A 16,967-nucleotide genomic window follows, 5' to 3' on the forward strand; every position below is an offset into this window, starting at 1 on the left:
TTTTCTAAACTAAAAAACCGGACTTAAAAGTCCGGTTTTTTATTGGAACCATCACTAAATAATTAACGATCGCGACCTTCCTGGTTTGCAGAACCTGAACAGCCTGCGCCACCTGCAATGATGAAACCCGTTTGCGCTTTACATGAACCAATCATACGGCCATGAGAGTCAAATGTAGTTACTGACGATGCACAGCCCGTCAATACAACAGTCGCTACAAGTGCAATAAGTGCTGATAATTTCATGATATTCCCCTTTATTATTTACGGTTTTAAATTAATCTGATTTTGGCTTGGTGGCGTTGGTAATAGGCCTGTATTCGCATCTGGCGTATTGTAATTCACACCTAAGGCATCGCCTGAACCACTACAATGTGCACTTGCGGTCGAAAGTAGGCCACGCGTCGCCATACATGAACCGATGATTTTTCCTGTTGCATCATAAGTCACGACTTTGGAACTACAAGCGGCTAGCCCCGATATTGCCAATATTGAAAAAATTTTAATTAAATTCACATTAACCCTCGCACGATGCAAAAAACTAAATTATTAAAATTTATGTATATTTTCTGAATTTCGCCAGAGATTCTAATTTAATTTGTTTATTTGTAAAGCTTTATTTTTCAAATATTATAAAAATGGAAATAAATAAAAAGCTGCCCTGCAGGACAGCTTTAAATATAAAAATTAGCTGGATTTATGTTTAAGTGATCTTTCTTCCAGAGACTGCTTAATCACTTGATAACCTGATGTGATGCCGAGTGTAGCGATAATTACAGCCACAATAATATCCGGCCAAAGACTGCCTGTACCAAATACGCCTACGGCTGCCAAAATGACCGCAAAGTTGCCAATTGCATCATTACGGCTACAGAGCCAGACCGACCGCATATTGGAATCACCTTCACGAAAAGCATAAAGAATTGCTGCTGTAAATACATTCGCCACTAAGGCTAGGATGCCAATCAGGCCCATTGTCAGTGCTTCAGGTGGAATGCCTTGCAGATAGGCGTAAATCACTTTGCCAATCACTACCAGACCAAACAATGCCATGGTCATCCCCTTTACCAAAGCGACTGTTGCCCGCCAATACAGACTCGCACCAAGTACAGCCAAAGAAATCCCGTAATTGACGGCATCACCAAAGAAATCTAGCGCGTCTGCCCACAAGGCTGATGAATGTGCATATGCACCACCGATCAGCTCCACTACAAATAAAGTGAAGTTTACCAGCAAGGCAATCCATAGCGCTGCTCTAAATTTGCTGTTGGGCTTGATGGGTGCCGGTTCAGGACTACAACTACAGGCCATATAACTCCCCCGATGATTTTTTATCCAAAATACGATAAATTGATTAGAAACTATGAACTAACTCCAAGGTCAAGCATGAGGGCGATATGTCAGTTTATTTGATTTCAGAAATGGCCAAAAAAACTGGTCTAAGCACCGATACCTTACGTTTTTATGAGAAAAAAGGCTTTATTCAGCCGAATTTTCGAGCAAGTAATCAGTATCGTTATTATGGTGAAGACACATTAAAAAGACTGCTTTTTATCAAGCGTTGTCGTGCCTTGGACATGTCATTAAAAGAGATTGAAACCCTGATTCAACTTGAACAAAATCCGGAGCAGGAGTGCTGTGCCGTAAACCAATTGATTGATCAGCATCTTTCGGATATTTCAAATAAAATTAAAGAATTACAAATATTTGAACGGCAACTGATCACACTGAGAGAACGTTGCAACACCCCAACCACTATTGATCATTGCCAGATTTTAAAAACGCTTGAAAATCCTGAAAATGACTGAATATTGAAGATATTTTATGGAGGATTCCCTACTTAAAAAAGAACCTTGTTTTACATCCAAATCGCGTATTTCCGAGTGATTTACTAGGTTGAATCCAAATTCCAGATGATTAGAATAAAGCCGTACTTTTTATATGTCTTTCGATTTGATCATGAGCATTACCACTGTTACCGAACTTCTCTCACCTGCTGGCTCACTGAAAAATATGCGCTATGCCTTTGCTTATGGTGCAGATGCAGTCTATGCCGGTCAGCCGCGTTATAGCCTGCGGGTTCGGAATAATGAATTTGACCATGACAATCTCGCCATTGGCATTAAAGAAGCACATGAACTCGGCAAAAAGTTCTATGTGGTGGTCAATATCCAGCCGCATAACTCCAAGCTGAAAAATTTTATTCGTGATTTAGCGCCTGTAGTGGCGATGCAGCCAGATGCGTTGATCATGTCCGATCCAGGTCTGATCATGCTGGTGCGTGAACATTTTCCAGAGATGGATATTCACTTGTCTGTTCAGGCCAATGCCGTGAACTGGGCAACCGTGAAATTCTGGAAAAATATGGGCCTGACCCGCGTGATTCTGTCACGTGAATTGTCGATTGAAGAAATTGCAGAAATCAAACAGCAAGTGCCCGATATGGAGATTGAAGTCTTTGTTCATGGTGCACTGTGCATGGCCTATTCTGGCCGTTGCATGCTGTCAGGCTATATGAACAAACGTGATGCCAATCAGGGTGCCTGCACCAATGCCTGCCGCTGGGAATATAAAGTGCTGGATGCTAAGGAAGATGAAACCGGTGATGTGATTCCAGTGAAAAATCTGGATTCAGGCTGCTGCTCCAAAGATGCCGACGAACAACACATGCAAGAACAACATCAGTTTGATGAGCCTGTGTTATTGCAGCGGAATGATGAAGATATGTTTGCCGCAGAAGAAGATGAACACGGCACTTATTTTATGAACTCGAAAGATCTGCGTGCAGTCCAGCATGTAGAGCGCTTAACTAAAGTGGGTGTGCATTCACTGAAAATCGAAGGCCGTACCAAGTCTTATTTCTATTGCGCCCGTACTGCTCAAATTTACCGTAAAGCGATTGATGATGCGCTTGCGGGTAAACCTTTTGATCCGTCACTGATGACACAATTGGAAGGCTTAGCGAATCGTGGTTATACCGAAGGTTTTCTACGCCGCCATGTGCATAGTGAATATCAGAATTATGAACATGGTTCTTCCAGTTTTGATCATCAAATTTTCTGTGGTGAAGTACTGGAGCGCAATGGAGATTACATCAAGATCGATGTGAAAAACCGTTTTATCGTCGGTGACTCACTCGAACTGATGACGACTAAAGGCAATATCACTTTCAATTTAACCGAAATGAAAGACAAAAAAGGTAATCTGATCGAAGACGCCAAAGGTTCAGGTCATATCGTTGAGATTCCAGTTCCGGCAGATGTTGATATGCAATATGCCCTGCTCATCCGTAATCTGCCAAGCTCGACTATGGATATTTCGGCATCTTCACTGGCTTATCAAGCGAGTTAAATATGGCACTACTAATTACCGACAAATGCATCAATTGCGATATGTGTTTACCGGAATGCCCAAATGACGCGATTTATGAGGGTGCGAAAGTTTATGAAATTGATGTGAACCGTTGTACAGAATGCGTCGGTTTTTATGAGCATCAGACCTGTGTAGATGTCTGTCCGATTGAATGCATTGTTCCACATCCGGAGTATCGGGAAACACAAGAACAATTACTGGAAAAATTTAAGGGTTTGAACTTATTTAAATCTTAAAAATGAAGCGATGGAATAAACATTGCTTTATATAAAAACAACCTTGGGGAAAGTATAAAAATAAGGGTTGAAAACAAAAACTGTGCAGAGGAAAGGAACAGCTGAAAGTGCGTGGGGACACTTTTGGCTGTTCCAATAATAAATATAAAAAAGGAACTCGGGTGTTAGCGTCCTGAGTTCCTATAAAGCGATAATAATGTATTTATAAGATATAGCACCTCGGTTTTGGGGAACCCAGGTGCTATTTTTTTATTGTCCTGAACGGATGATGTAATCAAAAGCAGACAGTGACGCCTTGGCACCTTCACCGGTCGCGATGATGATCTGCTTGTACGGCACTGTGGTACAGTCACCTGCAGCAAATACACCTTTCACATTGGTTTCATTGCGATCGTTAATCACGATCTCACCACGGTTGGTCAGCTCAACTGGGGTTTCTTTCAGGAAGTCCGTATTTGGCAACAAACCGATCTGCACGAAGATCCCTGCAAGTTCAACTGTATGCTCTTCATCCGTAGCACGGTCTTTGTATTTCAGTGCAGTCACTTGTGCACCGTCACCCAGTACTTCAGTCGACAAGGCATTCTTGATCACGGTGGTGTTCGGCAAGCTGTTCAGTTTGTCTTGCAGCACCTGATCCGCACGCAATTTGGTATCAAATTCCACCAAAGTTACATGCTCTACAATCCCTGCCAGGTCGATCGCAGCTTCCACCCCCGAGTTACCACCGCCAATCACGGCGACGCGTTTGCCTTTGAACAGTGGACCATCACAGTGCGGGCAGTAGGCCACACCACGAGTTTTGTATTCCTGCTCACCTGGAACGTTCATCTCTCTCCAGCGTGCGCCGGTCGACAGAATCACGGTTTTAGATTCCAGTTTGGCACCATTCTCTAAAGTCACTTCCACCAGACCATTGGCCGTTTCGTCTGCCCCTTTGATATCAGACACGCGTTGCAGGTTCATGATGTCGACCCCGTATTCACGCACGTGGGCTTCCATCTCGGCAGCAAATTTAGGACCTTGGGTCTTCTGTACAGACGTAAAGTTTTCAATGTCCATGGTATCCATGACCTGACCGCCCATGCGTTCAGCCACGATCCCGGTTTTAATGCCTTTACGTGCTGCATAGATGGCAGAAGTATTCCCTGCAGGACCACCACCGATCACCAGGACATCAAAGGCATCTTTGGCATTCAGCTTTTCCGCATCTTTGGTAGCGGCATTGCTGTCCAACTTGGCAATGATTTCTTCCAGCGTCATACGACCCTGACCTATATGCTGGTTGTCCTGGAACACCATCGGAACCGCCATGATTTTGCGTTCTTCTACTTCTTCCTGGAAGAAAGCCCCATCAATCATGGTCGCTGTAGTGCCTGGGTTATAGATGGCGATCAGGTTAAGTGCCTGAACCACATCCGGACAGTTATGGCAGCTTAAGGATACAAATACATCGAAATTAGATTGAACACCCAGGCTCTTGATATTCGCCAGAACTTCATCAGAGACTTTCGGTGCATAACCTGAGGTTTGCAACAATGCCAGGATCAGTGAGGTGAACTCATGGCCCATTGGCAAGCCTGCAAAGAATACACGTGGTTCCTCACCAGCTTTTGCAATCCCGAAACTTGGCGCACGTGCATTGATCCCGTCAAAGCGTGCAGTCACCAGGTCAGACAGTGCAGCCACTTCGGACACCAGTTCCTGGATTTTGGCTGATTTGTCAGAGCCATCCAAAGTCGCCACCAGTTCAATCGGGCCTTCTAGGCGTTCTAATAAGGTTTTAAGTTGGGCTGAAGTATTTTGATCTAACATTACTAACGTCTCCAAAGGAGTAAATGTTTATTTGATACAGCCATGATAGGACAATCGATTGAATAGGTAAAACAGGTTGTTTTTATTTTATTGATCGATATTTTAGATTATTAAGCTAAACCTAGTTTTTTTTACTGCCTTATTTAAATTTTTGAGCTGTGTTAAGCAAGTTGAATAGGTTATCTTAAAAATAGCATTGAAATTTTATCAAAAAAATGCTCCCTATTCAGGAGCATTTTGGGAAATTAATGAATCCGCTGTTCGATACGGAGTGATCGACCCTTGATTGAGTTGGCCAAGAAAAACAAGATTAGGCTAAGTAGTGCCGATAAAATAGCAACACCAATAATAACCAGATTCGTGATCTGATTTAACTGATCCGCCTGTTGCACCTGTGTATTTACACTCTTGGCGACTGGTGTCATGGCTTGACCATAGACCTGTTGCTGCATGGTCCAGATTTGTTCAGGCTTGAAACCATATTGTTCAAATTTAGGATCCTGTTTTTCTGCTTCAACCAGGTTTAAAACATAAGGTTTTGCGGCAGATAAATCCTGCGGCTTATGCAGCAATGCCGTTTGCGCCAGTAAATAAGATTTCACCGGTGCTGCAATCTCTGAATCAGCCAGATAACGAGCAATTTCACTGTCATTAATATTGCTGTCATAATACACCACTTGCTGATAAGCATCATCCCGATCATTACGTAGATCATGCTGCCAGTAAGTCAATCCTGACCAGATCACGATAAAAGCAATCAGCCAGGCGACAAATTTCAGCACAAAAGACTGAAAGCGAACATAAAAGAAACGCAACTTTTTCAGTAAGCCAATCACAAAAAATGCACCGATAAAAGAGGCAAAAATTTTAATAATCAGCCAGCCAAACCAGCTCAGCAAACTAAAAAAATAATCCGGACTATCACCAATGCTGGCCAGTGTGGCATCTACACTGACCGGTAAATGCAATTGCTGTACTTGGGTACTCAGGCCAAAAAAGCCATAGACCAGTTCCTGCTGGAAAAATAGGCTGATCAATGAGGCTATAAATATGGTAGAAGTAGTCAAACCCAATAGCATCAAATTGCGTTGACGTTTCTTGAGTGCAACTACCCCCTGCTTGATGTCCTGAGGCTTAACGGCGTATTCATCTAAGGGCGGCAATCTCTACTCCTTCTTTCAGATTTTGGCCCTACCTGATTTAGTTGGGCGTGGATCCACTGGTACTTGATTCAATCACCAAATGATTCAGATTATCTTGCAAAGCTTTCAAACGCACGGTTGCTTCTGTGCGTTTTTGTACACCTTCTTTCTGGATCTGAATCACATCATTTACAGTTTTAATGAGGGTATTTTGCACATGTTCAAGCGTTTCGATGTCAATCACCGAGCGCTGGTTGGCTTTAGCAGTATCGACCGAGTTCTGATGTAACAGGTCAGCATTACGGCGCAGCAGCTCATTGGTGGCATCATCAATGGTATTGGCCAGCTGTACACTGTTCTTCTGTTCGCTCAATGAAATTGCGAGACTGATCTGGTTTTTCCACGCCGGTAAAGTAATGTTTTTGATCGCATAGAACTTGTCGACCAGCATCAGGTTATTCGACTGGATAATCCGGATCATTGGCAAGGTCTGCATGGCAGATTGCTGCAATACCTGTAAATCACTGACACGTTTTTCCAGATTATTGGCCAGATGGTTCAGGTCATAAATTTTCTGGGTGGTGCTCTGATCGTGCGGCAAGGCGGTTAAAGTGGAAATTTCCTGCTGCAGCTCCTGTTCGCGTAAACGGCCTGCGGCGATATGTACCCCGAGCTGTTTATATTCATCCTGTACCCCGTCAAACATTTTATCCAGGGTATCAACACGTGCTTTCAAACCGGATTGCGAGGTTTCAATCTCTTTCACCAGTACATCTAGCTGCTCTTTAGTGGTATTGAAATGCGCATCAAAGTTATCTTTCGCACCTTTGAATTTGCTAATGATATTGCCAAAAAAACCCGAACTTTTCTTTTTATTGAGAATACTGCTGGTATTCAGCTGCTGAGCCACCTGTACCACCTGATTCAGCTTCTGTCCTGTCGCATCCAGATCTCTATTTTGCACCAGATTCAGTAATTCATCGGTATAGGTCGAAGTTTTGGTCGCAATATTTTTGCCATATTCAGCCACGCTGTTATGACTCATGTTCTGCAACTCTTTACGTGCAGCCAGCACCTCCTGAAAGTCAGCAGGCTGTAAGCCCAGTTCTTTCAGGTCCATTTGCTGGAATTTTTGTTCGACCAGTTCATTCGAGCTTTCAACAGGTAAATTTACTAAATCAGACTTGGTCATAGTTCACCTTATATTGTTATGTTTTCGAGGGTTTCTCGAGGGATTTTTTTAACGTTTTAATCAGACTCTCACGGCTATTATCAAGTTTTTCCAGATCACTTGTCGAGTGTTTCGTCTGGCTTTGTTTGACATGATATTGCCAGGCCGGAATCAAGACCTGCTGTGCTTCCTTAAAGCGATCCAGCAGGCTAAAGGAAAGCTGCTGCGAAAGCTGCATCTGGGTAATGGCGATGTCATTACTGCTTTGCAAGGTACGTAAGGTATTAATTTTCTTGGAGAGGCGTTCTGAAAAATTATCCAAGGGATGCTGGTTTTTGACGAATAGCGGATATTCAGACAGAAACTCGTCTGCTGCGACAATGTGCTTGGCCATCTGTTCGCGCAACCCCAAAAGCTGCTGAAAACGTGACTGCGATTTCTGAATTTCAATCTGCAATTTACGGCTTAAGTGATCGGCCTGATCGAGCAAACGGTCTAGCCGTTGATAATATTCCACCTGACTTGAGCCATAATCCAGATCGATGCCTAGCCATTTCTGTAGGGCATTAAATTTACGTTTTTTCAGATATTTTTTAGATTCTGCCAAAGCCTGAATCAATTGCTCAATGGTATGGCTTAACTGTTGGGTCAAGTGCGGGTCTACACCATTCAGTAGAACGGACTGTGCCTGAATCAAAGCATCTGCATAATGATTCAGCCCATATTGATTATCCAGTACAGGCACAAGCTCATTACGCTTAATCGCCAGAATTTCCTCACGATCAAGCATCATGTCAGTCAAGGCAGGTAGAGCTTCAAAGCGCGACATGGTTGAGGCGATATCCTTTAAAAAAAGTGAAACAAAGAAGTCTAGAACATCTTCGAATGTAGCAAAAAAACAGACTGCGTTGTGTATATTTATCCAGAAATTCGTTACATCACTTTAACTAAATGCATGTTTTATCTTTATTTTAATTATGATTTTGGCAAGACAATCCAATTACAGAGATAAATGGCTACGTAGCATCTTGAGAATTGTTTAACTTTAAGCATTTAGAACTTTAAAATGTATTCAATCTGATCTAAATGCTTACAACACCAGGTTTTACTTAAAATCCATATACAAAAAAGCCATATTGCTATGGCTTTCAAGGATGATCCAACGCTGGCTTAAAGATAATCCCCTTCGCTCTCCGGCTGAAACAGCACTTTTTCAATGGTCACTTTCATGGTATTACCATCCGGTTGTGGCCATTCAATGGTTTGACCTTCTGCTAAGCCCAAAATGGCTGCACCTATCGGTGCGATGACATTGACCTGCCCCTTTTCACCTTTAAATTCGTGTGGGTAAACTAGTGTCACCTCAACAGCTTCCGTAGAAGGTGCAATGGTCAACAACACACGGGAATGCATGGTCACGATATTGCTTGCGATCGCTTGCGGCTCGACCACTTCGGCACGTGCCAATTCATCCTCTAAGCGGATCATGGTTTCGCTCAGCTTGCTCTGATTCTCCAGCATCGTTTCCAGACGATGTAAATCTTGCTCAGATAAAATAATGTTGGGTTTAGTCATCCTTATTACCTTGTTTAATGCATAAATGAAAAATTAATCAATCAACCGCCAGCAGCATTTTTAAATACAGGATTTACCCATATTCAAATGATACCGATCCATATAACGTTTAAATAAAAAGAATGATGTCATTCACGGCGCTTATATCAGCACCACCTTACAGTAACATGGGATTCACTCAAGCGCTTCATCTACCATGATCTTCAGCTCAATAACCTATTATTTTTAAAGTGTCAGGTTCTGAAAATAATTCCTGTAAATAATTTCAAGCAAAGCATGCAACGAATGCATTCATTCTTTTAAAGCATTTAAAAATACAAATAGTTGATAAAAGACTTTAAGCCAGATTGAGAAAAACTCAATATGATTTTATTGATGACTCAATCTCTTACGGCATGGAAATTGATCTATATAAGCCCGATCAAGTCTAAACATCTTTTACATCGTTATTTTTACAGCTATAAAAAAAGCTCCCGGTTGGGAGCTCCTTTCCGTTTATAAGCGATTATGCATAAACTGGGAATTTAGCACATACCGCTGCAACTTTCTCTTTCACCGCGTTGATAACAGCTTCATCGCCTTTAGCATCTAGGATGTCAGCGATCCAGCCTGCAAGTTCACGCACTTCAGCTTCGCCAAAACCGCGAGTTGTTACTGCAGGTGTACCGATACGGATACCTGAAGTGACGAACGGAGAGCGTGGATCGTTTGGTACAGAGTTTTTGTTCACAGTAATGTGAGCAGCACCTAACCAAGCGTCAGCTTCTTTACCTGTGATGTCTTGTTTGATTAAAGACAACAAGAACAAGTGGTTTTCAGTACCACCAGAAACTACGTCATAACCACGAGCGATTAATACTTCAGCCATTGCTTTCGCATTCACAACTACTTGTTGCTGATAAGCTTTGTATTCAGGTGCCATTGCTTCTTTGAAGCAGATTGCTTTCGCAGCAATCGCGTGAACCAAAGGACCACCCTGGTTGCCTGGGAATACAGCCGATTGAAGTTTCTTCTCGATTTCTTCGTTTGCTTTCGCAAGGATCAGACCTGAACGTGGACCACGAAGTGTTTTGTGAGTCGTAGTCGTAGTAACGTCAGCGATTTGCACCGGGCTTGGGTAAACGCCAGCGGCAACCAAACCTGCAACGTGAGCCATATCAACAAACAGATAAGCGCCAACTTTGTCCGCGATTTCACGGAAACGCTGCCAGTCAACGATTTGGCTGTATGCAGAGAAACCAGCAACGATCATGCGTGGCTTGTGCTCAAGCGCCAAACGCTCAACTTCTTCGTAATCGATCTCGCCAGTTACAGGATTTAAACCGTACTGAATCGCGTTATATGTTTTACCAGAGAAGCTTACTTTTGCACCGTGAGTCAAGTGACCACCGTGAGCAAGGCTCATACCCAGAACTGTATCGCCTGGGTTAAGAAGCGCTAAGTAAACTGCTGAGTTTGCTTGTGAACCAGCATGTGGCTGAACGTTAGCATAATCAGCACCAAAGAGTTCTTTAGCACGGTCAATCGCCAATTGTTCGATAACGTCTACATACTCGCAACCGCCATAGTAGCGTTTACCTGGGTAGCCTTCCGCATATTTGTTAGTAAGTTTTGAACCTTGAGCTTCCATAACTGCTGGTGAGCAGTAGTTTTCAGAAGCGATTAGCTCAATATGAGCTTCTTGACGAGCATCTTCATTCGAGATTGCTTGAGCTAATTCTGGATCAAATTCAGCGATAGAGATATTGGCAAACATTAGCGAGGTCCTATTGATTTAGGGCTTTTAAGCCGTGCTAAGATTGGCGCGTATTGTAGCATGAAGTTTTAAATTTTCGATCATGAACTTTATTCAGTTTGCAATAAAAATGGCTCATATCTAAAAAAACATGAGCCATTCAGATAAAAATAAGTTATTGAATTGGCATTAGAGATTTTACATCTGAAATAATATTAGGAATATTCAGTGCATAGACGCTACCATGATCCCATTTAGTCGCATTTGACTCATCCGTAATATAACGTACTGAAGTTTGTTTCTGATTGGCGAGTGCAACCAAAACATCTGTTGCTGCTTTCGGAACGGTACTATCTGCTGAACCCTGATAAATAATCACTGGCGTAGAAACTTTAACAAGTAAAGGCTGAGAATCTTTTTCCAAGAAGCTCTTTACGACTGGAATACTCATAAAGTTAGTTTGAGTACGAGGATATCCTTCTAAAGTTCCGTTATTTTGAGCATACTGTCCCATTGCAGCACCAAATTTATTACCCAGTACATCATAGCAATCAGTTTCCGCATTCTTAGCGATCTGGTCAGTCGGTGTTTTAAAAATCTGGCTATATTGCAGATTTGGGTTTGGATTACGTAAACCGGCAGTAATCAATGCCGTGAACGTATCTAAAGACGCCAAAGTTTCAATCTTTTTACCCAGATCGGTTTCTTGTCCAGCTTGCGTCTCACCACCTGACAAAATCAGGCTAAAATTAGAAGCAGGTGCTAAAGCTACCGTACCTTTATAGGTCATCTTAGAAGCACGTGCTGCATATTGCGCAGCGCCTAAAGCTGCCTGGCCACCTTGAGAATGCCCTACTGCAACCCATTGATTGGACGCTTGTGAACCTAAATAATTTCGTGCAGCCACAACTGCATCAGTAATAGAATAAGCTTCACTTTTCAGATTCAAGAAAGGATGAAGTTCTTTTCCACTTGGCTCTCCTAAACCTTCATAGTCAGGTGCCACTACAATATAGCCAGCTTGGAGAAACCCGCCAATCATGGCTTTAATATAATCATTCAGCGCTTTTCGACTCGGCGCACACTGATCAGCTACACCGGTAGTTCCATGTGCCCATGCCACAATTGGCCAGCCTGTAGCTGGAGGCGTTCCCTCGGGTGTGAAAACTAATGCAGTAGCTTGTGTTTCCTTACCATTAATTCCTAACATCTTATAAGTCATGATCACACTTTCGTCAGCGATCCCGGAGAAATCCGTTTGAGTATAGGCTACAGGTGTTGCCACGACTGGATTATCGATATTATTTACTGGAACAGCAGGTTTGGACTCGTAAAAACGATCATTATCACTATCATCGTTACAAGCAGTTAAGGCTACACTTAATGTGAGAAGAGCACAGGTCAATACTTGACGTTTCATCGATCTTATCCTTATCTTATTTATTATCGTCTCTAATGAGTTTTTCTGGTTTTATCTTTAACAAACGATAAAACTACATGTAATTTCCCAATTTATCTAAACAATATCAAGAAAAGAATGCGTTATTTTTTCTATTAAATTCGCGTCAGTTTATATTTATTATGAAATCAGCAAACTTAAAAATAGAGAATTTCCCCTTTTCAGAACTATACAAATAGTCGTCATACGTTAAAAAGCCTGCAATTAATACAGAAATAAAGCAATTCAATTGTCAGTTGCAAAATAATAATGTTAGATTTTACTCTCCTCTCTTTTCAGGCACATTTCCGACATGCAGGCCATTATTCTTGATACCGAAACGCATACTTTAAATGGTCAACCCATCGAAATTGCTTATGCGCCTGTCGAAATTGTAGAGCATAAAATCAGTCTGGATAAAAGCCGCCTGTTTGATCAGCTTTATTCATGTGACGAAGCCATTTCTTTTGCTGCCATGGCCGTGCATCATATTCTGGAATCGGATCTGGAAGGTCAGCCGCATTACACTACCTTTCGCCTACCTGATGAAACCGTCTACATGATCGGCCATAATATTGATTATGACGTCCGTGCCATCGAAAAATGTGGCGTAGATACTTCAAAAATCAAGGCAATTTGCACCTTGGCTTTAGCTCGTCGGGTCTGGCCAGATGCGGAAGCACACAATATTTCTGCACTGATCTATATGATCACCAAAGGCAGCGAAAGAGCGCGTGAAATGATCCGTAAAGCACATCGTGCCGATATGGATATTATTTTAACTGCCAATATTTTGATGCATATTGTGCATCATTTAAAAATCAACAGTATGCAGGAATTATTCGATGCTTCTGAAGATGCCCGAATTCCACGTACGATTAATTTTGGCAAACATCGCGGTACTGCCATCGCCGAACTTCCTACTGACTATGTGCAATGGCTATTGCGTCAGGATGAACTGGATCCTTATTTACGTAAGGCCCTTGAAAATACGGCGATCACGACATTATAGGTTTTATCAAAACAAACCTCAGTATTTTAATAAATACTTCATATTAATGTAATTTTCACAGACTATGCTCTAGCTGAATTTTAGCAACAATCTATTCAGCTATGATGCATTTTTATAAAACTCAACGTGGGATCGAGGTGCTACAGGATCGCTCCATCCCACTGACCGCACGCCAACGCCGCTTACTGGTTCTGATCGGCAGCCAGGATTTCAACTTATTAAATGATGGCTTAAAACAACAGCTTGCTCCTGCCGAACTCTTAGATCAGCTTTATGCCATGGATTTAATTATTCCAGCTGAAACGGGCGAGGTAGCCATCAGTCAAAAGCAGGCTGATGCAAGAACAGATACAAAAGTTGACCTGGCACACTCCGAGATTCACCGATCGTTGGACTCATCGATAGCAGCAGCTTCTGCGACAAAAGAACTCCATCCTGAGATGGAATCCATTAAAGTAGCGCAGGACATTCCATCTGCTGAAACGGATTCAAGCCATGCAAAAAAGCTGCCTGAACTGCAACCTATGTCTTTTGAAGACCTTAAATATATGATGATGGAAAGCTTACAAAAATATTGTGGCTTGATGGCCAAGCAGCAAATTCATCAGATTTTACAGGCGCCGGATACGCGCAGTTTAAAACTGTGCCAAATGCAATGGATTACGTCCCTTCAGGAAAGCCGTATTGCTCCCCAAGAATTGAATCACATTCTGAAGCAGATCAATTTTGCTTTAGACCAATTGCAGCAAAATGAAGCGCCTGAATAAGAATATCTGGTGGTGTTTCAAAAAGTATGCTGGCGTTAAACAAATCCGTTATTAAGGTAAAAGAAAGTCAAATCAAAGGCTTTAAAATGATTTTCGAGCTTTTTAGAAAAGTTGCAACTTCTCCTAAATCCACGCCTGATTCGATGACGAATTCTACAATTGTTACCTTCAATACCGACGGTAAAAAACTTACCGATCACTTGCTTGCAACATTGAAATGCTGTGATAAAACTATCCCAATGATCACTCGCAATTCGAGCATATTGAACCCCAAGCTTTTTAAGTCTAGCTTTAAGACGTTGAACCGTTGCTAAATCCCGCTTACCCCAAACATAAGCAACAATTTCTCCAGATTCTCGATGGTAGGCATAAATAAGCCATTGTTTATTTTTCTTATTCCCTACAAAAGTCCAAAGTTCATCGACTTCAAGACATTCGTAGTGGCTTTGTTTAGGCTGAATCTGATAGATCGATTCACTTAAGGTTCGTAATACCTTGCCAATGCTGATACGCTCGACTTCAGCAATATCTCTTACACCGCTTCCTCTGACCATTAAATGTAATATCTTGCCGGTAATACCTGAGTTACACCCTTGATAGCTTAATGCATGATCACCAATAAATTGACGTTTGCAATCTTTGCACTGATGGTTTTGTTTCCCATCTACTTTGATGCCATTTCTCTTTATATTGTTACTTAGACAGGTAGGACATTTGATTTGTAGCGTTATTTTCATACCTCTATTTTATCAAAAGCCATATTGTTTTTTTCAGCATACTTTTTGAAACACCACCGAATATCTTAGTCTTTTAAACTCTTAAATAAGCGAGTTTAACAATGAGGCAGCTTTAATTATTTAAGATAACTAATTGGTTATTTGATATATTTATATTTAAGCAAAATTTAAAGCTCGAAATATCCGACTTAAGCGTGATAGAAAAAGAATTATAATCCCGCCATATAGTGAGCATAGACATCCGATTGGATCATGTATATGTCACATTATTTAGAATTCGATGCGTTCGATAATCCCATGCAACTGAGTAAAGTTGGCAATTGGGTAATTACCTTTTTAAGTCCGGTTGAAGAACTGCAATTTGTGCAACTGGCGATCACCTATGTACTTCCCCGCCAGATCAGTGACAGCTTGCAACCGCGCCGTGTGTTGATTCAAAAAAGTCCCATTGAGCATCATTGGCTGATCCAGGCCATTGAATGTTTTGACAGCACGACTCGTCAGGAAATTTCTTTAAGCCCTGAGCATACAATCGCACAGCAAACTTTAGTGCAGATTCTAAAAGATTTTGAAAAATATGATGTGAATCTGCAGCTTAAACAGATTTAAATATTTGCTCACTCCAGCGAGCTTTTTTATTGTTATGGGATATTTCTTCGGCCAATTAAAGCCCATTATCACGTTGTCTTCTCTTAGATATTGAATCAGAAGCTGATTATAGCTGCATACAGTAGTATCCAAGCTAGCAAACACCAAAGTATAAAAAACTCACCTAAATGGTGAGTTTTTTATCTGCTGAATCGGTGATTTCGGATAAATAAGTTCAATTTTTTTCTACCTATCTGAAGTTCACTGATTAAATTATTCGATAACGCGATAAATATTTGAAGATTGTTGGCTTTCAAACAACAACTCAATACTCGGCAGAATGGTTTCACCATCCACCACGATGTGTTCAATTTTTTTGACCAACTCAGCTGCATGATGAATGTTGTGCTCTGCAAAGGAACGCAGCATCGCTTTCGCTTCAGTCACTTGGCTAAATTGATCTTTCACTTTGATATCAATCATCTTTGACATTTTTCCTTCCTCTCTCATTATCCAATTTGCAGTTTTTTATACCATAATTAGCCAAGCGATTAATCTTCAAGATGTTAGCGAATTTGGCAATGTAAACTTTTTTATCTGAATGGATTATAAGAAAAAAAATATTAAACTGAATGAATTGTGCAGACATTAAAAAAGCTCGCATTTCTGCGAGCTCTGTGTTGGATGGCTAGTGCTAGATTTATTGTCTGGTGATAAACATCAAACTCAACTAACTGTCATTGATCCGTCCAACTTATCGGTAGCGTCTTATTGATTTTACGACCTACCATGAGTTGAATATAACAGTATTTTTTTAGCCGACAATACCCTTTTACACTTCTAAAAGAAGACTTATACAAGATTTCAATTGTCATTTTTTTAAAGCAGATTAGAATATTTATGGCTTGCCATCCGAAGAATTTTGTATTTATATCATCTTTATTTAATTCATTGATTTCTAGAAAAATATCTTATTAAGTATACGATTTCCGATTGAATAGCCCGCTCAATACTTTCTTTCCTAACCTCTAATAAGCGCTTCAAAATTTAAACTCGAATATGATTTTTTATGAAAAAATACTTCCGGAAAAGGACGCAATATTCAAAGAAACTGCTGTCATAGAATCTATACGACTAATTTTAAAAGGTTATTTTCAAAAATTGGCGATAATTCAATCTCCTCATTAAGGTCAATTAACCATATTTTTGTCTGAGTACTTCATCATGTAGAGGGACGGATCAAAATTATTGAATAGATTTTCTGAACGTTAAATGTCATATTTTTATTTGTAGCATAGTTAAATATTCAGAACCTTACTCAGCTTTTCAAAGCTACCCTATTTACATGCAATCGATCTGTAAACTCTAAATTTGATCAAA

18 protein-coding genes are annotated in these 16,967 nt (G+C 41.1%); 6 read left to right on the forward strand and 12 right to left on the reverse strand.

The window, feature by feature from the left end:
• Window positions 1-62: 62 nt before the first annotated feature.
• The 3 genes from HGD77_RS10110 to HGD77_RS10120 form a co-directional block, all read right to left on the reverse strand.
• The gene (locus HGD77_RS10110; RefSeq protein ID WP_004279008.1) at window positions 63-245 is read right to left on the reverse strand and encodes a hypothetical protein; all 183 of its coding nucleotides are present in this window, start codon (window positions 243-245) and stop codon (window positions 63-65) included.
• An 18-nt stretch (window positions 246-263) separates the two neighbouring features.
• Complete coding sequence (locus HGD77_RS10115) at window positions 264-515, reverse strand: hypothetical protein (RefSeq protein ID WP_004279009.1); 252 nt, start codon at window positions 513-515, stop codon at window positions 264-266.
• A 171-nt stretch (window positions 516-686) separates the two neighbouring features.
• A complete protein-coding gene (locus tag HGD77_RS10120) occupies window positions 687-1,310 on the reverse strand; it encodes a cation transporter (RefSeq protein ID WP_004279010.1) in 624 nt (207 codons plus the stop codon).
• 86 nt (window positions 1,311-1,396) lie between these two features.
• On the opposite strand from HGD77_RS10120, the gene HGD77_RS10125 reads away from it, so the two are divergent.
• From HGD77_RS10125 to HGD77_RS10135, 3 genes are all read left to right on the forward strand, one after another.
• On the forward strand, window positions 1,397-1,807 hold the full coding sequence (locus tag HGD77_RS10125; protein WP_004279012.1) for a Cd(II)/Pb(II)-responsive transcriptional regulator: 411 nt from the start codon (window positions 1,397-1,399) through the stop codon (window positions 1,805-1,807).
• Between the two features lie 133 nt (window positions 1,808-1,940).
• Complete coding sequence (yegQ, locus tag HGD77_RS10130; protein ID WP_004645587.1) at window positions 1,941-3,350, forward strand: tRNA 5-hydroxyuridine modification protein YegQ; 1,410 nt, start codon at window positions 1,941-1,943, stop codon at window positions 3,348-3,350.
• 2 nt (window positions 3,351-3,352) lie between these two features.
• Window positions 3,353-3,607, forward strand: a complete 255-nt coding sequence (locus tag HGD77_RS10135; RefSeq protein WP_004645588.1) for a YfhL family 4Fe-4S dicluster ferredoxin — start codon at window positions 3,353-3,355, stop codon at window positions 3,605-3,607.
• A 249-nt stretch (window positions 3,608-3,856) separates the two neighbouring features.
• Here the strand turns inward: HGD77_RS10135 and ahpF are convergent, their stop codons facing one another.
• The 7 genes from ahpF to HGD77_RS10170 all read right to left on the reverse strand — a co-directional run bounded on the left by ahpF (window position 3,857) and on the right by HGD77_RS10170 (window position 12,465).
• On the reverse strand, window positions 3,857-5,422 hold the full coding sequence (gene ahpF / locus HGD77_RS10140) for an alkyl hydroperoxide reductase subunit F (protein WP_004279017.1): 1,566 nt from the start codon (window positions 5,420-5,422) through the stop codon (window positions 3,857-3,859).
• Window positions 5,423-5,667: 245 nt separating this feature from the next.
• Window positions 5,668-6,585 (reverse strand): hypothetical protein, encoded by a 918-nt coding sequence (locus HGD77_RS10145; protein WP_004279019.1) that lies wholly within the window; start codon window positions 6,583-6,585, stop codon window positions 5,668-5,670.
• 37 nt (window positions 6,586-6,622) lie between these two features.
• A complete protein-coding gene (locus HGD77_RS10150) occupies window positions 6,623-7,756 on the reverse strand; it encodes a toxic anion resistance protein (RefSeq protein WP_004279020.1) in 1,134 nt (377 codons plus the stop codon).
• A gap of 16 nt (window positions 7,757-7,772) precedes the next feature.
• Window positions 7,773-8,564: a hypothetical protein gene (locus tag HGD77_RS10155; protein ID WP_004279021.1), complete on the reverse strand. Its 792-nt coding sequence runs from the start codon at window positions 8,562-8,564 to the stop codon at window positions 7,773-7,775.
• 341 nt (window positions 8,565-8,905) lie between these two features.
• Window positions 8,906-9,310 carry a nucleoside diphosphate kinase regulator gene (rnk, locus tag HGD77_RS10160; protein WP_004279022.1) on the reverse strand — a complete coding sequence of 135 codons (405 nt, stop codon included), beginning with the start codon at window positions 9,308-9,310 and terminating at the stop codon, window positions 8,906-8,908.
• Between the two features lie 505 nt (window positions 9,311-9,815).
• A complete protein-coding gene (gene glyA / locus HGD77_RS10165) occupies window positions 9,816-11,066 on the reverse strand; it encodes a serine hydroxymethyltransferase (protein WP_004279023.1) in 1,251 nt (416 codons plus the stop codon).
• 154 nt (window positions 11,067-11,220) lie between these two features.
• Window positions 11,221-12,465, reverse strand: coding sequence for an alpha/beta hydrolase family protein (locus HGD77_RS10170; RefSeq protein WP_004731639.1), 1,245 nt, complete (start codon window positions 12,463-12,465; stop codon window positions 11,221-11,223).
• Window positions 12,466-12,796: 331 nt separating this feature from the next.
• Here HGD77_RS10170 and HGD77_RS10175 point away from each other — a divergent pair, with 331 nt between their 5' ends.
• Entirely contained in the window at window positions 12,797-13,495 is a 699-nt protein-coding gene (locus tag HGD77_RS10175; RefSeq protein WP_004279026.1) for a DUF3820 family protein, read from the forward strand.
• A 101-nt stretch (window positions 13,496-13,596) separates the two neighbouring features.
• A complete protein-coding gene (locus HGD77_RS10180) occupies window positions 13,597-14,262 on the forward strand; it encodes a hypothetical protein (RefSeq protein WP_004279028.1) in 666 nt (221 codons plus the stop codon).
• Between the two features lie 35 nt (window positions 14,263-14,297).
• Here the strand turns inward: HGD77_RS10180 and HGD77_RS10185 are convergent, their stop codons facing one another.
• A complete protein-coding gene (locus tag HGD77_RS10185) occupies window positions 14,298-14,999 on the reverse strand; it encodes an IS1 family transposase (protein ID WP_004282345.1) in 702 nt (233 codons plus the stop codon).
• 258 nt (window positions 15,000-15,257) lie between these two features.
• Between HGD77_RS10185 and HGD77_RS10190 the strand changes: the two genes are divergently transcribed.
• Complete coding sequence (locus tag HGD77_RS10190; RefSeq protein WP_004731641.1) at window positions 15,258-15,608, forward strand: hypothetical protein; 351 nt, start codon at window positions 15,258-15,260, stop codon at window positions 15,606-15,608.
• A 252-nt stretch (window positions 15,609-15,860) separates the two neighbouring features.
• Here the strand turns inward: HGD77_RS10190 and HGD77_RS10195 are convergent, their stop codons facing one another.
• Window positions 15,861-16,079, reverse strand: a complete 219-nt coding sequence (locus HGD77_RS10195) for a hypothetical protein (protein WP_004645598.1) — start codon at window positions 16,077-16,079, stop codon at window positions 15,861-15,863.
• Window positions 16,080-16,967: the final 888 nt, after the last annotated feature.

The organism is Acinetobacter sp. NEB149 (genome assembly GCF_012516415.1).
Taxonomy (GTDB): domain Bacteria; phylum Pseudomonadota; class Gammaproteobacteria; order Pseudomonadales; family Moraxellaceae; genus Acinetobacter; species Acinetobacter lwoffii_V.